The sequence below is a fragment of the Qipengyuania sp. genome, from assembly GCF_048550555.1.
Taxonomy (GTDB): Bacteria; Pseudomonadota; Alphaproteobacteria; order Sphingomonadales; family Sphingomonadaceae; genus Qipengyuania.
Window position 1 is genome coordinate 146,521 of the sequence record NZ_JBLYYF010000015.1, and the last position, 20,798, is coordinate 167,318.

General features: G+C 67.6%; 25 protein-coding genes. 7 read left to right on the plus strand and 18 right to left on the minus strand.

From position 1 onward, the window contains the following. Window positions 1-16: 16 nt before the first annotated feature. The 12 genes from ACN4E0_RS03250 to ACN4E0_RS03305 all read right to left on the minus strand — a co-directional run bounded on the left by ACN4E0_RS03250 (window position 17) and on the right by ACN4E0_RS03305 (window position 10,067). Window positions 17-466 (minus strand): ABA4-like family protein, encoded by a 450-nt coding sequence (locus tag ACN4E0_RS03250; protein ID WP_419565512.1) that lies wholly within the window; start codon window positions 464-466, stop codon window positions 17-19. After that, complete coding sequence (locus tag ACN4E0_RS03255) at window positions 466-1,167, minus strand: NAD(P)H-binding protein (protein WP_419565514.1); 702 nt, start codon at window positions 1,165-1,167, stop codon at window positions 466-468. Before ACN4E0_RS03255 ends, ACN4E0_RS03250 begins: the two co-directional genes overlap by 1 nt. Next, complete coding sequence (locus ACN4E0_RS03260) at window positions 1,160-2,320, minus strand: deoxyguanosinetriphosphate triphosphohydrolase (protein WP_419565516.1); 1,161 nt, start codon at window positions 2,318-2,320, stop codon at window positions 1,160-1,162. The genes ACN4E0_RS03255 and ACN4E0_RS03260 overlap by 8 nt, the downstream gene beginning before the upstream one ends. 102 nt (window positions 2,321-2,422) lie before the next feature. After that, window positions 2,423-3,112, minus strand: coding sequence for an aspartate/glutamate racemase family protein (locus ACN4E0_RS03265; protein WP_419565518.1), 690 nt, complete (start codon window positions 3,110-3,112; stop codon window positions 2,423-2,425). Between the two features lie 78 nt (window positions 3,113-3,190). After that, window positions 3,191-4,171, minus strand: coding sequence for an alpha/beta fold hydrolase (locus tag ACN4E0_RS03270; protein ID WP_419565520.1), 981 nt, complete (start codon window positions 4,169-4,171; stop codon window positions 3,191-3,193). Continuing rightward, window positions 4,168-5,196, minus strand: coding sequence for an SO2930 family diheme c-type cytochrome (locus ACN4E0_RS03275; RefSeq protein WP_419565523.1), 1,029 nt, complete (start codon window positions 5,194-5,196; stop codon window positions 4,168-4,170). Before ACN4E0_RS03275 ends, ACN4E0_RS03270 begins: the two co-directional genes overlap by 4 nt. Next, entirely contained in the window at window positions 5,193-6,386 is a 1,194-nt protein-coding gene (locus ACN4E0_RS03280; RefSeq protein ID WP_419565526.1) for a parallel beta-helix domain-containing protein, read from the minus strand. Before ACN4E0_RS03280 ends, ACN4E0_RS03275 begins: the two co-directional genes overlap by 4 nt. Before the next feature lie 53 nt (window positions 6,387-6,439). Next, window positions 6,440-6,784 carry a hypothetical protein gene (locus tag ACN4E0_RS03285; RefSeq protein ID WP_419565529.1) on the minus strand — a complete coding sequence of 115 codons (345 nt, stop codon included), beginning with the start codon at window positions 6,782-6,784 and terminating at the stop codon, window positions 6,440-6,442. Between the two features lies 1 nt (window position 6,785). Beyond that, window positions 6,786-8,288, minus strand: a complete 1,503-nt coding sequence (locus tag ACN4E0_RS03290; protein WP_419565531.1) for an NAD(P)(+) transhydrogenase (Re/Si-specific) subunit beta — start codon at window positions 8,286-8,288, stop codon at window positions 6,786-6,788. A gap of 95 nt (window positions 8,289-8,383) precedes the next feature. Further along, complete coding sequence (locus tag ACN4E0_RS03295; RefSeq protein ID WP_419565533.1) at window positions 8,384-8,668, minus strand: NAD(P) transhydrogenase subunit alpha; 285 nt, start codon at window positions 8,666-8,668, stop codon at window positions 8,384-8,386. Between the two features lie 142 nt (window positions 8,669-8,810). Then, window positions 8,811-9,932 (minus strand): Re/Si-specific NAD(P)(+) transhydrogenase subunit alpha, encoded by a 1,122-nt coding sequence (locus ACN4E0_RS03300; protein ID WP_419565535.1) that lies wholly within the window; start codon window positions 9,930-9,932, stop codon window positions 8,811-8,813. A gap of 9 nt (window positions 9,933-9,941) precedes the next feature. Next, window positions 9,942-10,067, minus strand: a complete 126-nt coding sequence (locus tag ACN4E0_RS03305; protein WP_419565537.1) for an aa3-type cytochrome c oxidase subunit IV — start codon at window positions 10,065-10,067, stop codon at window positions 9,942-9,944. Between the two features lie 187 nt (window positions 10,068-10,254). Here ACN4E0_RS03305 and ACN4E0_RS03310 point away from each other — a divergent pair, with 187 nt between their 5' ends. Together ACN4E0_RS03310 and ACN4E0_RS03315 are read left to right on the plus strand one after the other, a co-directional pair. Continuing rightward, entirely contained in the window at window positions 10,255-11,673 is a 1,419-nt protein-coding gene (locus ACN4E0_RS03310) for a sigma-54-dependent transcriptional regulator (RefSeq protein ID WP_419565540.1), read from the plus strand. A gap of 22 nt (window positions 11,674-11,695) precedes the next feature. Next, the gene (locus ACN4E0_RS03315; protein WP_419565542.1) at window positions 11,696-12,478 is read left to right on the plus strand and encodes an SDR family oxidoreductase; all 783 of its coding nucleotides are present in this window, start codon (window positions 11,696-11,698) and stop codon (window positions 12,476-12,478) included. Here the strand turns inward: ACN4E0_RS03315 and folP are convergent. The 5 genes from folP to ACN4E0_RS03340 all read right to left on the minus strand — a co-directional run bounded on the left by folP (window position 12,475) and on the right by ACN4E0_RS03340 (window position 17,000). Next, on the minus strand, window positions 12,475-13,587 hold the full coding sequence (gene folP / locus ACN4E0_RS03320; RefSeq protein ID WP_419565543.1) for a dihydropteroate synthase: 1,113 nt from the start codon (window positions 13,585-13,587) through the stop codon (window positions 12,475-12,477). The genes ACN4E0_RS03315 and folP overlap by 4 nt on opposite strands. Before the next feature lie 169 nt (window positions 13,588-13,756). Beyond that, window positions 13,757-15,079, minus strand: a complete 1,323-nt coding sequence (locus ACN4E0_RS03325; RefSeq protein WP_419565545.1) for a chloride channel protein — start codon at window positions 15,077-15,079, stop codon at window positions 13,757-13,759. Window positions 15,080-15,130: 51 nt separating this feature from the next. Then, complete coding sequence (locus ACN4E0_RS03330; protein ID WP_419565547.1) at window positions 15,131-15,421, minus strand: type II toxin-antitoxin system RelE/ParE family toxin; 291 nt, start codon at window positions 15,419-15,421, stop codon at window positions 15,131-15,133. Continuing rightward, complete coding sequence (locus tag ACN4E0_RS03335) at window positions 15,414-15,668, minus strand: type II toxin-antitoxin system ParD family antitoxin (protein ID WP_419565549.1); 255 nt, start codon at window positions 15,666-15,668, stop codon at window positions 15,414-15,416. Before ACN4E0_RS03335 ends, ACN4E0_RS03330 begins: the two co-directional genes overlap by 8 nt. 192 nt (window positions 15,669-15,860) lie before the next feature. Continuing rightward, window positions 15,861-17,000, minus strand: coding sequence for a site-specific DNA-methyltransferase (locus ACN4E0_RS03340; RefSeq protein WP_419565551.1), 1,140 nt, complete (start codon window positions 16,998-17,000; stop codon window positions 15,861-15,863). Window positions 17,001-17,374: 374 nt separating this feature from the next. Here ACN4E0_RS03340 and ACN4E0_RS03345 point away from each other — a divergent pair, with 374 nt between their 5' ends. The 3 genes from ACN4E0_RS03345 to ACN4E0_RS03355 all read left to right on the plus strand — a co-directional run bounded on the left by ACN4E0_RS03345 (window position 17,375) and on the right by ACN4E0_RS03355 (window position 18,291). Then, window positions 17,375-17,578, plus strand: coding sequence for a hypothetical protein (locus ACN4E0_RS03345; RefSeq protein ID WP_419565553.1), 204 nt, complete (start codon window positions 17,375-17,377; stop codon window positions 17,576-17,578). Between the two features lie 216 nt (window positions 17,579-17,794). Further along, on the plus strand, window positions 17,795-18,007 hold the full coding sequence (locus tag ACN4E0_RS03350; protein WP_370033046.1) for a cold-shock protein: 213 nt from the start codon (window positions 17,795-17,797) through the stop codon (window positions 18,005-18,007). A 74-nt stretch (window positions 18,008-18,081) separates the two neighbouring features. Next, on the plus strand, window positions 18,082-18,291 hold the full coding sequence (locus ACN4E0_RS03355) for a hypothetical protein (RefSeq protein ID WP_419565556.1): 210 nt from the start codon (window positions 18,082-18,084) through the stop codon (window positions 18,289-18,291). Here the strand turns inward: ACN4E0_RS03355 and ACN4E0_RS03360 are convergent. Further along, the gene (locus tag ACN4E0_RS03360; protein ID WP_419565558.1) at window positions 18,288-18,929 is read right to left on the minus strand and encodes a ribonuclease HII; all 642 of its coding nucleotides are present in this window, start codon (window positions 18,927-18,929) and stop codon (window positions 18,288-18,290) included. The genes ACN4E0_RS03355 and ACN4E0_RS03360 overlap by 4 nt on opposite strands. Here ACN4E0_RS03360 and ACN4E0_RS03365 point away from each other — a divergent pair. Then, window positions 18,928-20,094: a PQQ-dependent sugar dehydrogenase gene (locus ACN4E0_RS03365; RefSeq protein ID WP_419565561.1), complete on the plus strand. Its 1,167-nt coding sequence runs from the start codon at window positions 18,928-18,930 to the stop codon at window positions 20,092-20,094. The genes ACN4E0_RS03360 and ACN4E0_RS03365 overlap by 2 nt on opposite strands. 49 nt (window positions 20,095-20,143) lie before the next feature. Beyond that, entirely contained in the window at window positions 20,144-20,698 is a 555-nt protein-coding gene (locus ACN4E0_RS03370; RefSeq protein WP_419565564.1) for a GNAT family N-acetyltransferase, read from the plus strand. The last annotated feature ends 100 nt before the right edge of the window (window positions 20,699-20,798 follow it).

Here is a 20,798-nt window from a genome sequence, read left to right on the forward strand (position 1 = left end):
TGCAACCCGATTCGCACTAGCGCCAGCGGCCGCCCGCGCGGGCGCGTCTCTCGCGAATGCCGAGCCACAGCAGCAGGCCGAGCGGCCCGGCGAGGAAGGTTGCCAGCAGGACAGGCGCCTGGACCAGCCGCGAGAACGTCTTGGCATCGGCATCGCGCGCGATCCACAGGCCGGTGAAGAGGTCGAAGGCGAGATAGTGGATCCAGCCGATGGTCGCCCCGCCGTCGCTGGCGAAGATCGCGCGAACCCCGGCGATGGTCGAGAAGTCGACCGGTGCCCGCGCCCCTCCGGGATCGAACCCGCCAGAGAGGATGCCGATGATCCCCGTGGCATAGGCAAGGCAGAGCAGGCCCACCCCGAGATAAAGTATTGCCGAAAGCAGGGCCGGCCAGCGCGGCAGCAGCACCAGTGCCGCCCACATCACCAGCGCAAGCAGATTGGCCGCGCCGAAGACCGTGTCCCACATCACGCCGGTTCCGGTGCGATCTGCGGCAGCGTCCTGGCCGCGCGATGGATCGCGTCATTGTCGTGGACGAAACGCCCGCGCGCCGCGCGCTTGGCCAGCGCCAGCGCCGCCTGTGCGACCAGTTGGGCCGGGATTGCGCGGTACTGGCGATACTTGCCGTGCAACAGCAGATTGCCGAGCGGCGCCGCGGCCATGCCCAGCCGCTCGGCGGGGCGATGGTCCTCCTCGCGCTTGCCGCGCAGCAGCCCGGGGCGGAGGATGTCGAGCCGGTCGAAGCGCAGCCTGGTCACCTCGCGTTCGGTCTCCCCCTTCACGCGCAGGTAGAAGGTCCTGGCGAGCGGATCGGCCCCGACCGAACTGACGAGGATGAAGCGCTCGACCCCGAATTGCTTCGCCGTCCTGGCGGTCGCGAGCACGAGTTCCTGGTCGACCGCGCGGAAGGCGGCCTCATTCTCGCCCGCCTTCTTCCACGTGGTGCCGAGCGCACAGATCATCGCCAGCGGCCGTACCGCCTCGATCACTTCGCCCCACTTGGCGGGGTCGGCGACGAACAGTTCCATGCGGATGCCGTGCGGCAGTTTCGCCTCGCGCCGCGCGATGCCGGTCAGCCGCACATCCTCGCGTCCGACGCATTGCGCCATCACCTCCGAACCGATCAGTCCGGTGGCACCGACCAGCGCCATGCGCACCGGGTCAGACATTGCTCAGCCCCTCGGGCATACGGCCGTAGATGCGCGCGCATTGTGTGATGGCATAGCGATCGGTCATGCCGGCAATGAAGTCGGCGATGTGGCGGCTGCGCTGCGGTTCGGCCGCGGGAAGGCTGGCGAGCCAGTCGGCGGGCATAGCGGTGGGATCCCGGTGATAGGCGGCGAAGAGCTTCGCGATCACGTCATGCGCGCGCTTGGCCGTGGCGAGCTGCTCCTCGTGATAGTAGAGCCGGTCGTACATGAAGCGCTTGAGCGCGCGTTCCTGCTCGCGCATCGTCGGCGAGAAACCGGCGAGCGGGCGGCCCGCGCCGCGCACTTCCTCGACGCTGCGAATACCTTCGACCTGTTCGCGCGTGTGCGAGAGCATATCGTTGACCATCAGCCCGATCTGGGTGCGGATCAGCTCGCGCAGCTGGCGGTCGCGCGGAGCGTGTGGAAAGCGCTTCTCGACCGCCCGCCACTGGTCGGCGAGAGAGTCGAGCACCAGGAGATCGTCGAGATCAAGAAAGCCCGCCCGCAGGCCGTCGTCGATGTCGTGATTGTCGTAGGCGATGTCGTCGGCGAGCGCGGCGACCTGCGCCTCGAGCGAGGGCCAGCTGTGAAGGTCGAGCGGAAAGGCCTCGTCGATCTCGGCCAGCGCCCAGCCAGGTTCGGCGACCGGGCCATTGTGCTTGGCCAAGCCTTCGAGCGTTTCCCAGGTGAGGTTGAGCCCCTCGTGATCGCAATAGGGGCTTTCGATCCGCGCCAGCGTGCGCAGTCCCTGCGCGTTGTGATCGTAGCCGCCAGCCCCGGCCATGGCCTCTTCGAGCGCCTGTTCGCCGGCGTGACCGAAGGGCGGATGGCCGATGTCGTGGCCAAGGCACAGGGCCTCGGTCAGGTCCTCGTCGAGCCCCAGTTCGCGGGCGAGGACGCGGCCGATCTGGGCCACCTCGATGCTGTGGGTCAGGCGGGTGCGATAGTGGTCGCCGTCGGGGGAGACGAACACCTGCGTCTTCGAACGCAGCCGGCGGAAGGCGATCGAATGGACGATGCGGTCGCGGTCGCGCTGGAACTCGCTGCGCGGCCCGCGCGATCCTTCGCGTTCTTCGCCGAATTCGCGCCCGCGGCTGGCGGCAGGATCGGAGGCGTAGGGAGCTCTGTGCATGCGCGGGGAGACTTAGGTTAGCGCGCCCGTGACCTCAACGTGAACGAAAGGCGAACCCGACCGCTTTCCGGCAGAACGTGCGCAGCCCCCGCCGGGGCACCTTCAACCCAGAATCCAGTCCGACGCTGCACGGCAGTGGATGTCGGTCGAATCGAACACCGGCAGCACATTGGCATCGGTATCGACCACCAGTTCGAGCTCGGTGCAGGCCAGCACGATCGCCTCCGCGCCCTCTTTTTCCTTCATCGTGATGATCGTCTTGAGCGCCCGTTCGGCACCGCGGGTGACGCGGCCGAGCATCAGTTCCTTGTAGATGATCCCGTCGACCATCTCGACTTCGTCGGGATTGGGCGGGAGCAGGTTGACGCCATGCGCGACGAGGCGTTGGCGATAGAAGCTCTCGGTCATCACGAAGCGCGTTCCGAGCAGTGCGGCGCTCTTGCATTCGGCCTCTTCCATCGCCGCGCCGACGCTGTCCGCGATGTGGAGCACGGGGATCGACACCGCCTCGGTCAGCCGCTCGTGAACCTTGTGCATGGCGTTGGCGGCGATCACCAGCCCTTCGGCCCCGGCGGTTTCGAGGCGACGAGCGGAATCGACGAGCGTGGCGGCGATCGCGTCCCAGTCGTCCGCCTGCTTGGCCGCGGCGATGGGCGCATAGTCGAGGCTTTCGATGAGCAGCGGCGGGCTCGCCATCGGGGCGGCGCGCTTCTGCACGAATTTGTTGATCCGTTCGTAATAGGCGCGGGTCGAGATCCAGCTCATCCCCCCAATAATGCCGAGCTTGCGCAAGCCTTGATCCCTCTTCTTCCGCCCTGTCGTCCAGTCGATCGCGGTTGGCCCGCGTGTCAGTGTTTTGCAACGGCTGGGTTACGAGGCGGTTCCATCTGCGGTGCTATCCTGCGAGGCGAGCACCTCGGCGAGCCAGACCTCGAGGTCGGTAACGCTGCGTTCGGGCGCCTCCTCCATCGGGATATGTCCGATGCCCGGATAGCTGGCGAGCGTCGCATTGGGCAGCTGGGCCATGTACCAGCGCGCAGCGTCGAATGGGATCAGCGCATCCTCCTCGCCCCACATCACCAGGGTCGGCACTTGGACATTGGCGACGGCTTCGGCGGCGAAGTCCTTGCGCGGCGTGGAAAAGCGCTCGCGCGTCGCCACGCGATTGCCCGGATAGCGGGCCAGTTCCCAATAGCGATCGACTGCCTCGGGGGTGACCACGGCCTGGTTGGAGACGCTCTGCGAGAGGCTCTTTGCGACCAGCGAGCGCGGGAGGAGCTGGCTCAGGGCATCGCCGATCACCGGCATGCCGGCGAGCCGGAACGCAAGGTTGCCGCTTCCTTCGCGCTCGATCGGCGCACCGCCCGCATCGACCAGCACCAGCCCGTCGAGCCGCTCGGGATGAGCGATCGCGTAGCCCGTGGCGATCGCCCCGCCCATCGAATTGCCCACCAGCGTGAAGCGGTCGACTTTGAGGGCCTCGGTGACCGCATCGATATCCGCCATGAAGCCCTCGAGCGCATAATTGCCGTCGGGGGCTGGCCCGGTGAGTCCGTGCCCGCGCTGGTCGTAGCGGATCACGCGATAGTCGATCTTCAACGCGTCGACCCACTTCTGCCAGGTGTGCAGATCAGCGTTCGAACCGTGAAGCAGGATGATGACCGGCGCATCGCGCGGCCCCTCGTCGCGGACATGGATGCGGCGGTCGCCGTCGATCGCGAGCATGCGCGAAGGCGGGGCGCCGTATTTGGCGTACATGGCATCGGGATCGGTATCGGGCACGCGCAGGACGAAGAACGCGACCACCAGCGCGAGCAGCAGCCCGCCGAGAATGCGCCAGAACCATTTCACGGCGCCATCTCCTCGATCCAGCGGCGGACGATGCTCAGCCCTTCCTCGTCGACGGTGCCCTTGCCCAGTTCGGGCATGGCGACACCGGGTTCGGAGCTGCCCATGCGATAGGGCAGGATCGAGGCATCGGGCGCGCCCGGGACAATGTCGAACAGGTGCCCCCCGGCCCCGCGTCCTGCGGCGACGGGCCGCTTGCCGATCCCCACCGCGTCGGGCGATTGCTGCTCCCACCGGAGATCGAGCCCGCTGTTCGATGCGGTCGCACCGGGACGGTGGCAATGCGCGCAGTTGACGTCGAGATAACCGCGCGCGGCGGCGGTGAGGTTGGCGCTTGCGCGGTCCTCCCACAGCGGCAGCTGGTCGGCATCGGCAGGGACGGCATCTAGGCGGCCCGCCGCGACCATTTCGTCCAGCCATTCGTGCGACAAATTGCGCGCCTTGGGGCCGATTGGGGTCACGACGCCGTCGAGCCCGTGGCACTCCTTGCACTGGTTCTTGTTCGGCACGCGGTAGCTGATCGCCTCGCCGCGCGGGGTCACGACCGGGACCCGTGCGCCCGCAATCGCCAGTTGCGCATCGGTCTGCTCGTCGTTCCACAGATAGGGCAGCGCAAGCCAGCCGTCGGCGCGGTGGAGCAGCACTCGGGTTTCGATCAGGCGCCGCTCGCCATCGACCGGGAAGGCGAAGGTCTTGATCAGCGCACCTCCGACCGGAATGTCGAGCAGCCCCTCGCCCTGCCCGGTCATCCGCGCGCCCTCGGGCAGATAGACGAAGCGCAGCTTCTCGGCGCCGTCCGAATAGAGCGGCGTGTTGAGGCGATAGGGTGTGACCGAACCCGCCGGAATCTGCCCTGCCGGATCGCGGAAGAAGCCGTAGTCCGACAGCAGCCGCGGCATGCCCTGCAACACGGCGGCGTCGCTCACCGGCTCAACGACGGCCTGCGACTCCCCGACCGCCGCACGCGCGACCACGGACCCGGCCAGCACGAGGCCGGCAGCGGCGAGCAAGGCGGTGGCGCGCGTCATCCGCCCAGACGTTCCTCCAGCGCCGCGGGCGCACCGATGCCGCTGCGATCGAACTCGCCAGCGGGTGGAGAGGCGGCGAGCGGCCCCGGTTGCGCCGCTTCGAGGCCCTTGCCCTGTTCCGTCAGGTTGAGGCTCCAGCCCGAGGTCCCCTCGACCGCCGACAGGCTGCCGAGCCCGTCCCACAGCACCGGTGGCAACTCGCCCCCGAAGGCGGCGAGAAGCATGTCCGCCGCGTCGAGCTGCGGATCGTAGCCGCCCCCGTCATAGAGGTTGTCACCCACCACCACATCGCGCGGGAGCGGGTTGTAGCGCTCGTCGTCGAAGCTCTGCGTATAGGCGATCACCATCACCGGCGCGGTCGGATTCTGCGAGAGTATGTTGTTCTCGATCAGCACCTTGTCGTTGGCCATGACCAGGATGCCGGTGCCGCGCCGCACGCCGGCAACGATATTGCCCGGAGGGGCGAAGTTGGGCGTGTCGTTGGCGACGACGAGGTTGTTGGCGACGATCACGTTGCCGCCGCCCATCACCGGCAGCGCGGGCAGGTCGAAGACCAGGATTCCGCCGGTGTTGCGCGTGGCGACATTGTGCTCGACCAGCGCGTTGCGGCTGTTCTCGATCTCGATCCCGGCGACATTCGCCTCTGCGATCGAATTGCGCACGGTGATGTGGTTCGACTGGCCGACATAGATGCCCGCGTCGGAGGCGCCGGTGACCTTGGCCCCGTCGACGAGGACACCATCGCTCTCGACCGGATAGATGCCGTAGGCGCCGTTTTCGGGATGCGGCCCGCGCGTCCAGGTCACGCGGATACGGTGGTAGACGATATTGTCGGCACCCTTGGACTTGATCCCGTCGCCCTTGGGGTTCTCGAGCGCGAAATCGCGCAGAGTGATATTGTCGCTCGTGACCAGCAGTCCCTCGCCCGATCCGGCCTGGGTGGTGAAATCGAGCACGGTGCCCTCCATCCCGGCTCCGCGCAGCGTCACTCCGTCGACATCGAGGCTGAGCCCGTCGGTGAGCACGTAGCGTCCCGCGGCCAGCACGATCTCGTCGCCCGGCTCCGCGAGGATCAGCGCCTCCTGCAAGGCCTCCTGCGCGCCCTCGCCCGGCGCAACATCATGCGTGGCGGCAAGGGCTGGCGCGGCGGTGGCGAGCAGCGCGGCGGCAAACGTCAGTCTGATGGTCATGAGTCTCTCCCTTGCAACCTATTGTGCCGCAAGGGCGAGTGATTGCAAGCGCGTCAGCGCTGCGCGAAGGCGCAGACCGCTGCCGAGCCGGCGGCCACTTCGAGCACTTCGGGATCGTCGACCCGGCGGACGCGCTCGAGGAACTCGGCCACGTTCAGCGGAATATCCGCCTCGCCCTCTTCGGGTGCCAGCTTCATGAGCTTGCGGATCTGCGTGACCGACAAGCGTTCGGCCATTCGCCCGGCCATGCATTCGGCAATCGGCTGCGGCAGGCCGCGTGCGACGAATTCGCTCTCGAGCCGGTCCTCGACGCTCCCCTGCAGGCCGCCGCCCACGGTCGCCCAGAGGATCGCCCCGGCGACTGCCAGCAGGGCAAGTACGATCACAAGCCGTTTCACGTCAGTCGAGCGCCTTGACGATTTCCTCGACCATCTTCTTCGCGTCGGACAGCAGCATCATGGTCTGGTCCATGTAGAAGACATCGTTGTCGACCCCGGCATAGCCCACGCCGCCCATGCTGCGCTTGATGAAGAAGACCTGCTTGGCCTTGTCGACATCGAACACGGGCATGCCGTAGATCGGTGACGATTTGTCGGTCTTGGCCGCCGGATTGACCACGTCGTTGGCGCCGATGATGAAGGCGACGTCGGCCTGCGCGAACTCGGAATTGATGTCCTCGAGCTCGAAGACCTTGTCGTAATCGACGCTGGCTTCGGCGAGCAGCACGTTCATGTGCCCCGGCATGCGCCCCGCCACCGGGTGGATGGCGAATTTCACCTCGACGCCCTTTTCCTCGAGCACGTCGGCCATCTCGCGCAGCGCGTGCTGCGCCTGGGCCACCGCCATGCCGTAGCCGGGGATGATGATGACCTTCTCGGCCTGTTCGAGCATGAAGGCGGCGTCTTCTGCACTGCCCTGCTTGTAGGGGCGCTGCTCCTTCGCCTCGCCCCCGCCTGCGCTCTCGTCGGCGCCGAAGCCGCCGGCGATGACGCTGATGAAGCTGCGGTTCATCGCGCGGCACATGATGTAGCTGAGGATCGCACCCGAAGAGCCGACCAGCGCGCCGGTGATGATCATCGCGGTGTTCCCGAGCGTGAAGCCCATCGCCGCCGCGGCCCAGCCCGAATAGGAATTGAGCATCGAGACCACGACCGGCATGTCCGCCCCGCCGATGGGGATGATCAGCAGGAAACCGATGAGGAAGGCGAGCACGGTCAGCCCGATGATCAGCGGCATGGTCTCGGCAGGGCCGGCCATGGCGAACAGCGCGGTCAGCACGATGATCGCGGCCAGCGTGCCGAGATTGATGACATGGCGCGCGGGCAGCAAGATCGGCGAGCCGCTCATCCGGCCCGAAAGCTTGGCAAAGGCGATGACCGAGCCGGAGAAGGTGATCGCACCGATGGCAATACCGAGGCCCATTTCGACCTTGCTGACCGGCGCGATACCGTCGGCGGCGAGAATGCCGAACGCGCCCGGATTGAGATAGGCCGCCCAGCCGACGAGGACCGCGGCGAGGCCGACGAGCGAGTGGAAGGCCGCCACCAACTCGGGCATCGAGGTCATGGCGATGCGCCGCGCGATGGTGATGCCGATGATCGCGCCGATGGCGATGGCGATGAAGATTTCACCGAATGAGAAAAGGTCGGGCCATCCCTCATCGACCGGCAGCGCACTTTCAGGTGAGCCGGTCGTTGGGAAATGCGTAATCAGCGTCGTCACCACCGCGATCAGCATGCCGATCATGCCGAACCGGTTACCCGTCCGGCTCGTCGCCGGCGAGGACAGGCCGCGCAACGCGAGGATGAAGAACACGCCGGCGGCGAGATAGGCAAGAGCGACCCACGGGTTCACCGGCGCGCCGGTCGAAGCCGAGGCTGGGGTTGCGAAGAAGATCGTCATTGCGAGCGCAGCGAAGCAATCCAGCTTCCGCCCAATCTGGATTGCCGCGTCGCCTGCGGCTCCTCGCAATGACGGAGAAAGGAGACCGAAGCCCATCACTTCTTCTCCCTCTTCTTGTACATCGCGAGCATGCGCGCCGTCACCGCGAAGCCGCCGAAGATGTTCACGGATGCGAGCACGATACCGAGCAGCCCCAGCCACTTCGCCCCCGGCACATCCGCCGCCGCCGCCGCGATCAGCGCGCCGACGATGATCACGCTGGAGATCGCATTGGTCACCGCCATCAGCGGCGTGTGCAGCGCGGGCGTGACCGACCAGACCACGTAGTAGCCGACAAAACACGCCAGCACGAAGATCGACAGGATCGAAATGAAGTCCATGCCTATTGCCCCCCATTCCCGCCAGATTGGACGCGTGGAAAGCGACCGGACGGATTTGTCTCGTAAGTGCTGAAGTTGACTACCCAAAAAAGGATTGCGCCGACCAAGAGAACGAGCGCGCCAAGATCGACGGCGGAAAACTTCAACCCGCCAGCCTCTCGTTGACGACTTTTCCGCCCTGCGTCAGCCGGACGGCGTCGCCGATCTCCTCGTCGAGCACGGGCTTGCCCGCGTCCTTGTCCCAGAAGGCGGAGAGGAAGTTGTAGAGATTGCGTGCGAACAGCGCCGAGGCATCGGCAGCGAGATGGCCCGCGGTGTTGGTGTAACCGACGATGGTGACGCCGTGCCTGACGACCGCCTCGTCGGGCTTCGATCCCTCGACATTGCCGCCCTGCGCCACCGCGAGATCAAAGATCACGCTGCCCGGCTTCATGCTGGCTATCTGCGCGTCGGAGATCAGCCGCGGCGCAGGCTTGCCCGGGATCAGCGCGGTGGTGATCACGATATCCTGCTTCGCGATGTGCGAGGAGACGAGCTCGGCCTGCGCCTGCTGGTATTCCTCGGACATTTCGGTGGCATAGCCACCCGAGCCTTCGCCCTCGATCCCCGCGACATTCTCGACGAAGACCGGCTTGGCGCCGAGCGACTGGATCTGTTCCTTCGTCGCCGAGCGGACATCGGTCGCGCTGACCTGCGCGCCCAGCCGCTTGGCGGTAGCAATCGCCTGCAGTCCAGCAACGCCCACGCCCATCACGAAGACCTTGGCCGCCTGCACCGTGCCGGCAGCGGTCATCATCATCGGGAAGGCGCGGCCATAGGTATTGGCGGCGACCAGCACCGCCTTGTAGCCGGCGAGGTTCGACTGGCTCGACAGCACGTCCATGCTCTGCGCACGCGTGATGCGCGGCATGAATTCCATGGCTAACGCTTCGAGCCCGGCCTTGGCATAGGCCTCGACCAGATCGCCATTGCGGAACGGATCGAAGCTCGCGGCGACCCAGGCGCCGGGTTTAGCGCCCGCCAGAGCGGCGACGTCGGGTGCCTGCACGCCGAGCACGATGTCGGCGTCCTTGACCACAGCGGCGCCGCTGCCGAGTTCGGCCCCTGCCTCGCGATAGGCCTCGTCGATCACGGCGGCGCCCATTCCGGCGCCCTCCTCGACCGCGACAGTGGCCCCGAGGGCGACGAATTTCTTCGCCGTTTCGGGCGTCAGCGCGACCCGGTTTTCACCGGGTGCGCGCTCCTTCAGCACCGCTATGCGCACAGGCGGCGCTTAGTCCGAAATCAGGATGACGACGAGCAGGGTGATCAGGGCGATCAGCGGGACCGCCCATTTGAGCATGCCGATGAAGGAGCCGTAGGTCCTGGAGTGCGCCTTCATGTCGTTGGCGGATTGCATGGCGAAAAGTCCCCGTGTGATAGTTGTGTTGCGCCCGGGTCTATCGCGGAGGGCGGCGGCGCTCAAGCCCCGCTTTCGCGGCTTCCCCGGCGCCCCGCGCTTAATCCGCTCTTTACCCTATTGCGATAGAGACAGGACACGGGCGCGGTCTGGCGTCCGCGGGGCATAAGGGAGCACGGCAAATCCAATGGCGACACGGCAATCGCGCCTGTTGATGCTGATCGACGACGAACCGGCCCAGAGCCGGCTCGTGGCCGCGTTGGCCGCGCGCGAAGGCTGGCGCACGCTGACCGTCGCCAGCGGCGAGGACGCCCTCGCCACGCTCGCCTCTCCCGAAGGTGCCGATGTCCAGGCGATCCTGCTCGACCAGTGGGTTCCGGGCGATGGCGCCTGCGACCTCATTCGCGAGTTGCGTGCGGCGCGGCCGCAGGCCCCGCTGCTGATGCTTACCGCCAGCACCTCGCCGCTGCTCGCGGTCGAGGCGATACGTGCAGGCGCGACCGATTATCTGGTCAAGCCGGTCGGCCCCGACCGGCTGCTCCAGGCGCTCGCCAGCGCGAGAAGCGTAGCCCGCCCTCGCGCGGAGCTCCAGCCGCTGACCGAGAAGCTGCCGCATCCGATCGATTTCGACGGCATGGTCGGCACCGCCGCACCCTTCCGCACCGCGCTGGCCAAGGCGGCGACCGCCGCGCGCAGCCATGCGCATGTGCTGGTCGAAGGCGAGAGCGGCACGGGCAAGGACATGCTCACCCGCGCGATGCATGCCGCCAGCACCCGCGCCAAGGCACCGATGCACATCGTCCATTGCGGCGGCATGGCGCCCGCCTCGCTCGAGTCGCTGCTGTTCGGCCACGAAAAGGGCGCCATCACCGGGGCTTTCGACCGCCAGACGGGGCTGATCGAGCAATGCGACGGCGGTACGCTGATCCTCGACGAGGTCGACCGCATTCCCTTCGACCAGCAGGAGCGCCTCGCCGAGTGCCTCGCCAGCGGCATCGTCCGCCCCACCGGTGCCTCGCACGGCTTCCGCATCGACCTGCGCGTCTTCGCCGCAAGCGATTGCGCGCTCGACGAACTGGTCGCGGCAGGCGGCTTCTCGCAGGCACTGCTCGAGCAATTGACCGCCACCCGCATCCGCCTGCCCGCGCTGCGCGAACGGCTGGGCGACGTTCCCGCGCTGACGCGCTATTTCCTCAGCCGCATCGGCGAGCAGCCGGGGCTCAAGCATCATTCGATCGCCGACAGCGCGCTGTCGCTGCTCGAGGCCTACGACTGGCCGGGCAACGTCCGCCAGCTGCAGGCGGTGCTGTTCCGCGCCTGCGTGTTCGAGCAGCGCGAGGCGCTGACCGCGCACAGCTTCCCGCAACTCGCCGAGCTGCTCGGCGACAATCCCGATCGCGGCGAGAGCCGCGCGCGCGGGCTCGGCGTGCTGCTCTATACCGACGACGGCAATGTCCGACCGCTCGAGGAGATCGAGGCCGACATCATCCGTCTCGCCATCGGCCACTATCGCGGGCGGATGACCGAAGTCGCCCGCCGCCTCGGCATCGGCCGCTCGACGCTCTACCGCAAGCTCAGCGAGCTCGGGATCGACAACGCCGCGTGACCTGCGGTACCCCGAAGGGGTCATGAACAAACTCGACAATCTGCTCTGCGTCGTCACCGGCGGCGCGCGCGGCATCGGCAAGGCCGTGTGCGAAGCCTTCCTGGCCAAGGGCGCGCGCGTCGTGCTCACCGATATCGACGAGGAGGCAGGTAGGAAAGCCGCGTCGGACCTCGGCTGCGAGTGGCACAGGCTAGACGTATCCAGCGAGTCCGGTTGGGACGCGCTCGCCGAGGCCTTCCCCGCGGTGGACGTGCTGGTCAACAATGCCGGCATCACCGGGTTCGAGGACGGCCCCGCGGCGCACGACCCGGAGAACGCCAGTCTCGCCGAATGGCACCGGGTCCATGCGGTCAACACCGACGGCTGCTTCCTCGGCTGCCGCTATGCCCTGCGCGCCATGAAGGCCAAGGGGACCGGCTCGATCGTCAACATGTCCTCGCGCTCGGGCCTTGTCGGCATTCCCGGCGCGGCGGCCTATGCCGCGAGCAAGGCGGCGATGCGCAACCACAGCAAGTCGGTCGCGCTCTACGCCGCGCAGCAGGGCTGGCAGATCCGCTGCAACTCGATCCACCCCGCGGCCATCCTGACCGACATCTGGGAGCCCATGCTGGGCGACGGGCCCGACCGCGAGGCCAAGATGGCCAGGCTGGTCGCCGACACCCCGCTCAAGCGCTTCGGCACGGTCGAGGAGGTCGCCGCGCTGTGCGTCTACCTCGCCAGCCCCGAGAGCGCCTATATGACCGGCGCCGAACTCACGCTCGACGGCGGGCTGCTCGCAGGCAGCGCCGCCTCGCCCGGGGACTAGCCCGGCAGGTCGCCGAAATCGGTCAGCGCCGCGTCGCGCAATCCGCGCCAGACATTGCGCGCCTGGACGGTTTCGGGAACGTCGTGGACGCGGTGAAGCTGGACGCCCGCGCGCATGCCCTCGAGCGCCAGCGCGAGGCTGCCGCCGAGCCGCTCGCCCGCCTCCGCCTCGTTCGACAGCGCGCCCACCATCCGCTTGCGGCTCGCGCCGAGCAGCAGCGGGTGGCCGAGCGCGTGGAACAGCGGCAGCGCATTGATCAGCGCGAGATTGTCGGCCAGGCTCTTGCCGAAGCCGATGCCCGGATCGAGCAGGATGTTACGCGCCGCAATCCCCGCCTCGAGCGCGGCGTCGCGCCGGGCGCGCAGCGCCTCGAAGACGTCGAACACGACGTTGGTGTAGCGCCCGCCCTCGTGGAGGTCCTCGCCCCCCGCGCCCGGCGCGTGCATCAACACCACCGGGCAACCGGCGCGCGCGACCACCTCGGCGCTGCGCGGATCGTGGGCGAGGCCCGAAACGTCGTTGACCAGATGCGCGCCCGCCGCGAGCGCGGCCTCCATCACCGCGGCCTTGCGCGTGTCCACGCTGATCGCGGCGCCCATTCCGGCGCAGGCCTCGATCGCGGGGACGACGCGCGCGATCTCGTCGCCTTCCCACAGCGGCTTGGCGCCGGGTCGCGTGCTCTCGCCGCCCACGTCGATGATCGCCGCCCCCGCCTCGAGCATCGTCGCGGCATGGGCGCGGGCGCCGTCGGGCCCGTCATGCGCGCCGCCATCGCTGAAGCTGTCGGGGGTGACGTTGAGGATGCCCATCACCTGCGGCTGGTCGAGCCGCACGGTCCGCGCGCCGAGTTCGAGCGGCGGATGCGCGAGCGTGAGATTGGACCATTGCGCCTCGGCATCGGCGCCGCAGCCATCGGGCAATTGCCCGAGCACCCCGGCCATGGTGTCGGGTGCGGCGAGCCAGCGTTCGGCGACCTCGCCATCGCGGCGCAGGATCACTGCGAAGCGGCTGGCATAGGCCATCCCGCCGGCGAGGCGGACGGCATTGCCGTGCTCGCTCTGCGGGCCGGGCACAAAGCCGATCGGGCGGATATAGGCGTGCTGGATCATTGTTGGAGCGCCCCGGGGCAAGTCCCGTCACATGGACCGGGTGTTACACGGTCCAGGCGGACAAAAGCCGGGGGCCGAATTCCGGCCGTCCGGAGATGCGGGCTGGTGGCGGGCGAGCGCGAGGTCATGCGCACAGGTGTAGCGCCGCAGGGCCGTGTAGGACAGCGGCTCAGGCCGGTTTTTCCTCGCCCTTCTCGGGCGGCAGGAAACCGCGCGAGAGCACGAGGTAGAGCTTGTCGCGGCAGACCATGCTGCCCGCCCAGTCGCCGATCAGCGCGGTGGCGAAGAGCGGCAGGATCACATGGCTCGATCCGGTCGCCTCGCTTAGGATGATGACGGCAGTCAGCGGCGCGCGGACCACGCCGGTGAAATAGCCCGCCATGCCGAGCAGCACGATCACGCCTGCCTGTTCGGCCGGGAACAGCGGGGTGAGCAATTGGCCGAAGCCCGCCCCCGCGGCCAGCGAGGGCGCGAAGATGCCGCCGGGAATGCCGCTGGCGCTGGTCGCCAGCGCGGCGACGAATTTGGCCGGGCCGAACCAGTAATCGCCCTTTTCGCCTTCGAGCAGTGCGGTGGTCGCCTCGTAGCCGGTGCCCGCGGCATTGCCGTCGGTGAGGTAGATCAGCAGGCCGACCAGCGAACCGCAGGCCAGCGCGGTGACCATCGGCCAGCGATCGAGCAGCGGCGCCCAGCGCCCGTCGGGCCCGCGCAGCATCAGGAACAGGCGTGAAAACAGCCCGCCCAGCACCCCGCCGATGAGCCCCGCCAGCGGCGCCGCCACGAGCACGCTGGTAATCGGGAGGCTGCCGTCGAGCAGGCCGAAATAGACATAGTCGCCCGCCAGCCCCTGCGCGGTCAGGCCGGCGATCATCACCGCGCCCATCACCAGCACCGCGAGCCGCTGTTCATAGGCGACCGCGAGTTCCTCGATCGCGAAGGCGATCCCCGCGAGCGGGGTGTTGAAGGCCGCCGCGACGCCCGCCGCGCCGCCGGCGATGACCACGCCCGGCGTCACGCGCAGGCGGAACAGCCGGTGGACCTGGACCATGATCGCGCCGGCGAGCTGCACCGTCGGCCCCTCGCGCCCGACCGAGGCCCCGCCGAGCAGCGCGACCACGGTGAGGACGATCTTGGCGATCGCCGCGCGCAGCGACAGCAGCGCCCGCGCGGTGCGCCCCATCGGCTTGCGGCTCGCCGCCATCACCTGCGGAATGCCCGAGCCGCGCGCCTCGCGAGCGAAGCGCCGGGTGAGGACGGAGACCACCAGGAAGGTCAGCGGGGTGAGCACCAGCGGCAGGTAGACATAGTCCTGCCGCACCGAGAGGAAGAGCGCCTGCGCCGCATCGCCGAGCCGGGCGAAAAACAGCGCGGCGAGCCCGATCAGCACCGCCGACACCAGCATGGCGATGCGGCGATGCCAGTCGTCCGCCCTGACCAGTTCCTGCGGCATCTTGCCGGAGAGGAAGTCGGGTCTGCGGGGAAGGAGCGCCATCGCGGCGCTCTCTATGGCGATGGCGATGGGGAGTCGAGGGGAGAGTGCGGGTTAGAGGTGGCGATCGAAATCCATGCGATGATGCAGCACGCGGACGATCAGCACCGCGTCCTCACTGGCGAGGTAGAACACGACATGCGCCTGCTGCCGGATGCGGCGCAGGCCCGGCGCGAGTTCCTCGGCGCTGCGGCCGAGCAGCGGGTTGGCGAGAAGCGAGTCGAAACAGCGTTGGAACTGGTCGCGATATTCCCTCGCCTGCTCCACGCCGAAAGCAGCAATGGTGAAATCGGCTATCTCGGAAATATCGTCTACTGCCTTCCCACTGAGACGAAGCCTACGCATCGACTGCGTCAGCACGACCTTCCGCCTCGGCCCAGATCGCATCGAGCGACCGATCCGCAACCCCGCTTTCCAGCCCCTCGGCAATAGCCTGTTTCAACCCGGCAAGCTTCGCCTGCGCCTCCTGATCGCGGCGCACGAGGTCGCGGATATACTCGCTGTCGTTGGTGAAGGCCCCGCGCCTGATTTGCGCCTTGATCCAGGCATCCTGCGTATCGCTGAGCGTGATGGTCTTGCGGATGGTGGGCATGGGTGACTCCTTTGCGGAGCGGGTATCATACTATTGGTGCGGGCAGCAATGTCCGGTACCTTAGTCAAGCTGAGCCACCTGCCCGCGCCGCCCCCTGAGCAGGCAGGCTCATTCATTTCCCTCCCACATTCCGCATAGCTCGGAATCAACTCCGGAGTGACGAGAGAGAGTGCAGGTTCGGTTGCGGGGGCCTCAATCCTCCACCGCCAGCAGATAGAGCTGCCGCGCGGCGTCGATCGGCTTGATCTCGCCGCCGTTCTCGTAGTGCCAGAAGGTCCAGCCGTTGCAGCTCGGCGCGCCTTGCAGGTCCTTGCCGAGGCCGTGGATGCTGCCGGTCTGCTTCTCATGCGCGAGCGAGCCGTCGGCGCGCACGGTGGCGACCCAGCGGCGCTTCTTGTCGAACACCTGCGTGCCCGGCGCGATATAGCCGTTTTCGACCAGCGAGCCGAAGGCGACCTTGGGCGCGGCCCTCTTGCTCTGCATTGTGGTGAGTGCGCTTTCGTCGAGCGGAAGTTCCTTCTCGATCCGCTTGTAGGCGGCATCGCGATAGTTGGTCTCGCGTTCGCAGCCGATCCATTCGCGGCCCAGGCGCTTGGCCACCGCGCCGGTGGTGCCGGTGCCGAAGAAGGGATCGAGCACCACGTCGCCGCGCTCGGTGGTGGAGAGCAGCACGCGGTAGAGCAGTGCCTCGGGCTTCTGCGTCGGGTGGACCTTGTGGCCGCCCTCCTTGAGCCGCTCGCCGCCGTTGCAGATCGGCAGGACCCAGTCGCTGCGCATCTGCAATTCGTCGTTCAATGTCTTCATCGCGCGATAGTTGAACTGGTATTTCGCCTTCTCGCCCTGCGAGCACCACAGCAGCGTCTCGTGCGCATTGGTGAAGCGCGTGCCCTTGAAATTGGGCATCGGGTTCGACTTGCGCCAGACGATGTCGTTGAGGATCCAGAAACCGAGGTCCTGCAGGATCGCGCCGACGCGGTAGATGTTGTGGTAGCTGCCGATGACCCACAGCGCGCCGTCGGGCTTGAGCACGCGCTTGGCCTCGGTCAGCCAGTCGCGGGTGAAGCTGTCGTAGAGCGCGAAGCTGTCGAACTGGTCCCAGTGGTCGGTCACCGCGTCGACATGGCTGCCGTCGGGCCGGTTGAGATCGCCGCCGAGCTGGAGGTTGTAGGGCGGGTCGGCGAAGACGAGATCGACGCTGGCATCGGGCAGCGAGCGCATCGCCGCGACGCAGTCGCCGTCGAGGATGCGGCCGAGCGGCAGCAGTTCCTTCGGCGTTTCCGCCGGTTTTACAGTCGCTTTCGCGCGACTCTTCGTGGTCGTGATGACCCCCATCATATGCTTCCCTGTCCTGAGTTATCCACAGGGTGAGTCCAAACCGAGTCGGGGTCAAGCAGGAAAATCTCCGGGCCGTCCGGCGGCTTGCCGCAACGCAGAGAGAACAGAAGGTGTCCGCTACAAGATATTGAGTCCGTGGCGAATCCCGGGACTCAAGATCGTGCGGTGTGGCGTGGAGGACTCTATCGCGCGGCGATTGCAGGCAGGATTAGGTGCCGCTGGCGATCCATGCTATCTACGCGTCGCTATCTGTCGCAATCGATGGCTCTGGGGATCCGCTAGCACCGGATACCTGCTCCCTCCTTTCCGCCTCCTAGCCGCATCCGGCGCCGTACGGGCGCGGTTGCTCCGCTAATCGAAGGGAGTCCGCCATGAAACTGAGCCGACGCTTCACCGACCTGTTTCGCGGCCCGCATGCCGCGCCCGAGCCCCTGGTGGATCCGCAGCCCTGGGCCGGCGATCCCACCGACATCGACCGCCGGATTTCCGAATGGACCGAACTCATCGAAGGCGGCGTTCCCCCCGCTTCGCTCGAGGCGTCGGCCAGCCCGCGAAACGACAATCATGGCGAATGATCGTTAGGTTATACGGCCAGCGCATGCTACTGCCCCCTTGCTGACGTCGAAATTTGCGACGGACTTCGGATTTTGACGACCGCCGCTTGCCCGCGCGCTTTGCAACTGGGCCCCGGCGTAAACCAGACGACGACTTCCTTTCATCGGACGATTTGACGCACGACCACGCCGCATGTCGCGGCGCGGCAACCCCATGCGTTCTTGAAAGGAACCATCATGAGCAAGACCGGAACCGTAAAGTTCTTCAACACCGACAAGGGCTACGGCTTCATCCAGCCCGACGACGGCTCGGACGACAGCTTCGTCCACATCAGCGCCGTGCAGGCCGCCGGCATGCACTCGCTCGATAAGGACCAGCGCCTCAACTACGAAGTCGAGACCGGCCGCAACGGCAAGGTCAGCGCGGTGAACCTCTCCGCCGCCGACTGATTTTTCAGGGCCGCGTGCCGTTTCCTCCCGGATGCGGCACGCGGCTTCCCAACCAACCATGGCGGAGCAAGCAAATGGTAAGCCAGACTTACGAATTCTACGCAGCCCGCGCACGAGAATCCGCGGCCGAGGCCGAAACGGCGACGCTCGACAATGTGCGTGAACGCGCCCTGCGATCGGAAGCCACATGGCAGACGCTGGCGAAGCAGGCACGCGATGTCGCCAACCAGCGGCGCAAGCTCGAAGAGCAGAAGGCCGCCGAGCGCGAGAGCGCTGCTTCCTAGGCCGCTTCCCCGGCAAACATGTCGACCTGCGCGACCGGTGCGAAGCTGCGCCGGTGGAGCGGTGTAGGTCCATGCCGTCGCAGGGCGGCAAGGTGTTCCGCCGTGCCGTAGCCCATGTTGCGATCCCATCCGTAATGCGGGTGCGCCTGCGCCGCCGCGCGCATCAGCCGGTCGCGATGCTCCTTGGCCAGGATACTGGCCGCACCGATCGACTTCTCCTTCCCGTCGCCGCCCACAATCGGGCGCGCCTGCGCCCAGCGCCAGTCGCGATGCCGGCCATGCGGGGTCATGTTCCCGTCGATGAGGACTTGCGAGGGCTCGCATCCCAGCGCCTCGACCAGCCGCCCGACCGCCAGCGTCATCGCCAGCATGGTCGCCTGGAAGATGTTGATCCGGTCGATCTCGTCGGGCTCGACCACCGCCAGCCCCCAGGCGCAGCGTGCACGAATCTGCGGCTCGAGCTGGGAACGGCGCTTGGCCGAAAGCTTTTTGGAATCGTCGAGACCGCCCGGCGCAGGCTTGCACAGCACGACCGCGGCGGCCACGACCGGCCCGGCCAGCGGCCCGCGACCCGCCTCGTCGACACCGACGATCAGGGGCGCACCGCGCAGGCCGCAATCGGGAGAAGAATGAAACATGCCTAGTCGTCCGGTCCTCGCCGCCACCCTATTCCCCTTCGCCATGCTCGCAAGCTGCAGCAGCTCCGCCGGTGTGGAAAGTCACGGCGAGGAGCTGCGGGTGACCAGTGGGCGCGACCTCAACTCGGAGGAGTTCGGGACTTTCGACGAGCCCTGGGCCGCCGCCTTCGCACCGGGCACCGAGGTGCTGTTCGTCACCGAGAAAGCAGGCACGATCAAGTTCGTCGACACGCGCAACGGCCGGCTCGGCACGGTCACCGGCGCTCCGCAAGTCGACTACGGCGGCCAGGGTGGACTCGGCGACATCGCCTTCCTCCCAGCGGAAGCCGCCGAGATGCTAAGCGAGCGCACGATCTATCTCAGCTGGGTCGAGGCCGGCCAGGGCGACACCCGCGGCGCGGTCGTCGGGCGCGGCACGCTGGTCTGCGAAGAAGCAGATGCCTGCGCGATCGAGGGCTTGAAGGTGATCTGGCGCCAGGCGCCCAAGGTCACGGGCCGCGGCCATTTCTCGCATCGCATCGCCTTCAGTCCCGATGGCAAATACCTGTTCGTGTCGAGCGGCGAGCGGCAGAAGATGCAGCCCGCGCAGGATCCGCAGGTCAATCTCGGCAAGGTGGTGCGGCTGAACCTCGACGGATCGCCCGCCGCGGGCAACCCGTTCGCCGACGAGAACGTCGCGCGGCCCGATGTGTGGTCGATGGGCCACCGCAACGTGCTTGGCCTGAAGTTCGACGGCGAGGGGCGGCTGTGGGACCTCGAACACGGGCCTGCGGGCGGGGACGAGCTCAATCTCGTGCGCGGCGGCGGCAATTACGGCTGGCCCGAAGTGTCCGACGGCGACCACTACGACGGCAAGCCAATTCCGCGCCACGCAACGAGCGATGCCTTCGTCAAGCCGGCGATCAGCTGGAACCCGGTGATCGCGCCTGGCGATTTCATCTTCTATTCGGGCGATCTCTTCGCCGACTGGAAAGGCCAGGCGATCATAGCGGCGATGAAACCCGCGGGGCTGGTCCGCGTCGCGATCGAGGGCGAGACCGCGCGCGAAGTCGGACGGATCGGCTTCGAGAAGCGGCTGCGCGAAGTGGTCGAGGGACCTGACGGCGCGATCTGGGTACTCGAGGACAAGGCAGGCGCAAGGCTGCTCAAGCTTACACCGGGCTAAGGCGAATTTTATCGACACCGGCGATGGCCGCCCCTAATCGGCGCGGCCGATGGCGACGCTCGTCCCCCTTGCCGCGATCGACACGCAGCTGGTCGAAGACCTGCTCGACTCCGCTTTCGGCGAGGGGCGCCACGCGCGCACCGCCTATCGCATCCGCGAGGGCATGGACTGGCTCGAGGCGCTGAGCTTCGCCGCGCTCGACGACGAGGACTATCTCGCGGGCACCATCCAGTGCTGGCCGGTGGCGCTGACCGATCCGCGCGGTCGCGCGCATCCGATGATCATGGTCGGGCCCGTCGCGGTGATGCCGGGGCGGCAGGGCGAAGGGTTCGGCAAGGCGCTGATGGCCGCCAGCCTGGGCGCGATCGATGCCGGTTTCGACGGTGGCGCCGCGCCGCTGCCGCAAGTGATGATCGGCGACCCCGACTATTACGACCGCTGGGACTTCGCCGCCGCCCATACCGGCGGCTGGCACTGCCCCGGCCCCTTCGAGCAGCACCGCCTGCTGGCACGGACGGGCAATCCGGCGATCCTGCCGGCCGAAGGCATGCTGGGGCCGTGGGGAACCTCCCCTACCGGGGGAGGGGGACCGCGAGACGCGTAGCGGCTCGGGGTGGAGGGGCACGTGCCCCGATCGGAGCCTCCGCGGCCTTGAATCGTCGACTAGCCCCCTCCACCAGCTTCGCTGGGCCCCCTCCCCGTAC